General features: G+C 66.3%; 4 protein-coding genes and 1 pseudogene. 3 read left to right on the top strand and 2 right to left on the bottom strand.

Going from position 1 to position 4,448, the window contains the following annotated elements; genetic code table 11:
* The first annotated feature begins 526 nt into the window (after positions 1–526).
* Together ABT006_RS34795 and ABT006_RS34790 are read left to right on the top strand one after the other, a co-directional pair.
* Positions 527–1,006: a hypothetical protein gene (locus tag ABT006_RS34795; RefSeq protein ID WP_350712723.1), complete on the top strand. Its 480-nt coding sequence runs from the start codon at positions 527–529 to the stop codon at positions 1,004–1,006.
* Between the two features lie 248 nt (positions 1,007–1,254).
* Complete coding sequence (locus ABT006_RS34790) at positions 1,255–1,476, top strand: hypothetical protein (RefSeq protein WP_350712722.1); 222 nt, start codon at positions 1,255–1,257, stop codon at positions 1,474–1,476.
* 152 nt (positions 1,477–1,628) lie between these two features.
* On the opposite strand, the gene ABT006_RS34785 is transcribed toward ABT006_RS34790, so the two are convergent.
* Complete coding sequence (locus tag ABT006_RS34785) at positions 1,629–1,916, bottom strand: hypothetical protein (protein ID WP_350712721.1); 288 nt, start codon at positions 1,914–1,916, stop codon at positions 1,629–1,631.
* 686 nt (positions 1,917–2,602) lie between these two features.
* The gene (locus tag ABT006_RS34780) at positions 2,603–3,721 is read right to left on the bottom strand and encodes a hypothetical protein (RefSeq protein WP_350712720.1); all 1,119 of its coding nucleotides are present in this window, start codon (positions 3,719–3,721) and stop codon (positions 2,603–2,605) included.
* A 395-nt stretch (positions 3,722–4,116) separates the two neighbouring features.
* Here ABT006_RS34780 and ABT006_RS34775 point away from each other — a divergent pair.
* Positions 4,117–4,448: pseudogene (locus tag ABT006_RS34775) on the top strand (SAM-dependent methyltransferase); the annotation flags it as partial.

Genomic DNA, 4,448 nt, shown 5'->3' with positions numbered 1-4,448 from the left:
GCATCGTCAGACCATGATCGTCGGCGGCAGATCTGGCCAACAGCACCAGGGCCGGCGCGACTCACCGTGATTGCTGGAGCGGGCATCAACGCGAATACAAGACAGTTGGATTACCTGACCCTGCCAGTCATCCGCCGCGACTCGGCGTCCCGGCCGTCCCGGGCCGCCTCGCAGCGCTCCGCCAGCTCGTACTTCAGACTCCGGCGCCGGCCGCCGCTCAGGCTCTGGTCTTCCACCACCACACCACCCAACGACACCACGCCGCCGCCGGGTGGCACCTGGAACCGCTACAACCGTCATGACGACCTATCCAGGAGATCTCTTCCGGAGGTGGCCGCTCGCGGCTCTCTACAGCAGCAGCAACGAACCCCTTCGTCACTGCTGGTGAAGCCGCTCAGCGTCCGCCCACATGCTGATTTGCCGATGACAGTACGTTTGAAAACTGATGAACATGCATTTCGGCGTAGGTTGCCCGAGACCACTGGAGTTTAGGCGGATTCGAGGTACGTGCTCTCGGTTTGTGTGGGTGTTGATCGGCCGGGTTGGTGGTACGGCCGTGGTGCCGGCGGCGTGGTGGGAGTGGACAAAGGGGCTTGCCAGCCCGATCGACAAGGCGGGCGAGGCCGACGGGATCCGCGTGCTAGAAGGCAGGGTCGAGTGCGCCGATCCCGCCCACTCCGATAGCGGGTACGCCGACCGCTGGCGGGTGGCGGCCGATACGGACGTGGACCGGCTGCGCGCCGATCTCCTGGCTGGGGTGGCGCGGGCGGCGGACCGGCTGGTCGAGCTGTTGGAGCCGGGCCGCTACCTCGACGAGCTGCTGGCACTGCGCGACAAGCAGGTCGGCCACTGGCAGCCATTGGTGGTGCTGCTCGCCGCGCGCGGACCGTCGTCGGAGTTGGACGCCGCATGCGTCGGGCTGCGTGACGCTTTCGCCGGCCGTCCCCGCGCGGCCGAACATGTCGACCGCATCATCGACTGGGCACGGGCTCGCGCGTTGCGCTGACCGTCCACGCACGGCGCCAAAGGCGCAGCGGGCCTGGACCCATTGAAGGTCATCATGGCCACAGTATCCATGGAGATCGCGATGGCGAAGGAAGGCGTCTGGATCTGCCGCTGAGCGGGCGTCCCGGGTGTGTTACGAGGGTGCGTGCAGCGAACAGCCGTTCCTTTCCGGGATAGTGCGCACACCTGGCTCAGCCCGGATGGGCCACGATACGGTTCGAGCGTGATGGCCGGCCTTGCCAACAGCCCTTGATCTTCGTCGATGTCGACGGACCGCTGATCCCGTTCAAAGCCCGGCCGGTTACCCGCGAGCGGTCTCTGGGCGGTGCCGTCGTGCAGCCACTGGACGGTACTGGCAAAGTCGGCGGCCTGACCGCCGCGTTGGCGCCCCGGGCCCGCCGGCTGTTGGTCGACCAGGTCCGGCGGTACGCGGCGGGCGAGCCGCTCGCGAACGTCGTTGTCGGGCCGTAACCTGCGGGTTGATGTCATCGAGGGCCTGCAGGAGCGGGCTGGGCTGCCCGCCGTGTAGGACCGTGCTGACGACGTGTCGGCTCCCGGGTAAAGCCCGGGAGCCGCCGCGGTGAGGATTACGCCAGCCCGCAGTTGGGGCGGCACTGCCAGTGTCAGCAGTTGGCCTGGTACACGGCGAGGCCCTGCTGGTAATACGTGAAGTAGCGGCGTGCCAGGGTGCTGTAAAGGGTGCGGGTTGCCGGATCCTTGCTGCTGAGCGCCAACATGTTGTACTTGAGGTACATGTTGAGGTCGCTGGTGTACTGCGCCTGCAGGTCAGCGCAATAGGGGCTGGTCACCGATGTGGCCGCATCGGCCGCGTGGGCCGGTCCGGCGAGGCCTGCCACTGTGGTGGCGGTGATGGCGGTGGTGAGTGCGATGCGGAAAAGGGAATTACGCACGCCGCTCCTCCTTAATTGAGTCTCGTGAGTCCGCCGGAGTCGGTTGCCGGGCGGACCAACCTCTCGCAACAACCGGACGCGAACCTGAAGGCTTGAAGCGGTCTCGGCCGTGGGTGATTGCGATCGCTTGTTGCTGACATGGATGTTAGGAACGGCGTACCTGCTTGGTCGTCGACCGCGGGGTTGATCAACGGGTGGACGACACCCGGTTCTCGCTCCACCCGTGGATGGACCCACGGTGGCCGCCCGGGCTCGGCGCGAGCAACCACAGGGCTGGTCTACGGCACACCAAGCGGGAGGCCGACCAAGGGAACATCCGCGCGATCTACTCTGACGTACGGCCAGCTGTCGGCACGGCGGGGCACGTCTGGTCGCCGACGAGTACTACAACGACTCGTCGCGGTTTGGACCGACGCCTGTATGACCTGCCACCAACCCGTGAAACCGTTACACCGCAATGAACGCCACAGAACCCAACGAAGCACGACTAGCACTCCAGCCGCACTTGCCTGATCTGAAGTTTTGGCAGCTCATCGGCATGATCGACGTCCGAGTTATGCCGGCTGCGCAACTGTGGATGTCGATGCTATTCGACGGATGGGTTGCGTGGTCGCACTATCTGTCTGTTGTGGTCGGTCGGAGGGCGGACAGGCTCCCGTGCTTGTGTTGATCGATGCTGCCGGTGCTCAGTAGGCAGCGCCGGGCCGGTGGGCAGCGGCGATTCGAGCACCGTCGAGCGTGACTGTTGTCGGTGATACGCCCAGGGCTGGCCACTCCATCGTGAGCTGCAGCGAGTGCCCGGGTGGTCGCGGCCACAGCCACGCCCGGTGGTCGGCGACCACGTAGTCCCGCATGACGGTGGCGCCGTGCCAGTAGCCCACGAGAGTCGGCCCGTCGGGTTGCTGGCTGTCGGTATCCCTGGCCTTCGCCGAAATCACCGGTGGCTGGCCCGGCCAGGCGATGCTCAGCCGGAGCGCATCGGGATGGAGTGGGCGGCGAACGGAGTGTCCGGGGAAGCCGAATCCGTGCTGTGCTACATCGCTGAACCTCTTCCATCCGGGCAGGTCCAGATCTGACCGCCGCGCATGGACGTTGAGGAGAATCAGGCACCCCGTCCGGTACACGGTCACCGCGGTCACGGTCAAGTCGAGACGGGCCGAGCGAAGGACGGCCTGGTCTACCGGCACTTGTACGCCGGGCTCGTCTGGCCACCGTACCCAGTCAGGGATGGACCACAGCGCTGGTGAGGTACGAAACTCCACAGTCGATGAAGTCCAGCCGCCTCGCCGAGTTTCCTCGTGTCGGTGGTAGGCCCCGACCCGGTCGGTGGCCTTGTGCACGACGGCGTGCGGAACGTCGGGGATCCTGTCGGCAGGCCAGACCAGGATCAGGTGTTCCTCGATCGGCTCGTCGTTCTCGCCCTTGGGGTCGTTTCGGGCGTCGTCGCGTCCTCGCGCCTGCAGCCGGAGCCAGTAGGCACCACTACCGGATGCAATGTCAAAGGTGGCGGCCGGTCCCGCCATGAGGGTCCGGATGGTCAGCCTCGCGCTGGGCAGCTCGAAACTCACGTCCACGACTTCGTCCCAGGATTCCGGGTCGAGGGCCGGTGGGACATCATGCGCCTCGACCGTGAGCCGAACCGGGCCGTACGCAGTGCCGGTGCACACGAGGGCCGTGTCGCCCCGCGGGCCGATGAGTCCGGTGCCTCCGGTGGTGAACTCACGGCTGATGTCGGCGTCGTGATCGGCCACAAGATACTGGCTGTGGTCAGCATCGACGGTGGTACGCACGCGGTTGAGCAGCATGCCGGACCATAGCAGTTACCGCCCGCTCACAGGATCCAGTGCCCGGCACCCACCGCCTGCGTTCGCCGGCACGTCGTGCCGTTGTTGAGATCAACAACGGAATGTGCGGGTCATGACCCTGCGTGGAGAATCAACGCACTGATTTGTCGCCGAGCGGGCGCTACGTCGCCCGGCGTGCTGCCACCCGCTCGCGCTGATGAGCGTGATGAGCCCCGCTTTTCGATCGCCCGCAGTCAGCAGCCAGCAGCCCAGGCACTTCCACTCCCATGCACTCATCTGCCGCGAACCGCTCGTCACGCAAGTAGCCGCTCACGGGTGTATGCATCCGGACGTGCCGATGAGCGGACGCGGCGTGGCCACGCAAACCAGTTGACGGCACCGGCAGGGTAATTGGTGTGCGTACGTTCAGTGAGTTGGTCGATGAGGCCGCCGTAGTGGACGTGACCGGCTGGGACTTCGACTGGCTTGAAGGCCGGGCAACGGAAGAGCGTCCGCCGTGGGGGTACTCGCGGTTGAACGCATCACGCCTGCCCCACGTCACCTCGGCCTTGGACATCGACACCGGTGGCGGCGAGATCATCGCCGAGGTGCCGCACCTACCGCCGAGAATGGTCGTCACCGAAGGCTGGCTTCCGAACGTCGAGCGCGCCCGTCACGCGTTGTCGCCCCGCGGTGTCGAGGTCGTGCCCGTCGAGCATGGACGGCCCCTGCCCTTCCCCGACGCCAG

Origin of the sequence: Micromonospora sp. NPDC002717, from assembly GCF_040295705.1 — a bacterium.
Lineage (GTDB): Bacteria > Actinomycetota > Actinomycetes > Mycobacteriales > Micromonosporaceae > Micromonospora.
Note: the sequence above shows the minus strand (reverse complement) of the source record. Positions and strands in the feature narration are given on the sequence as shown.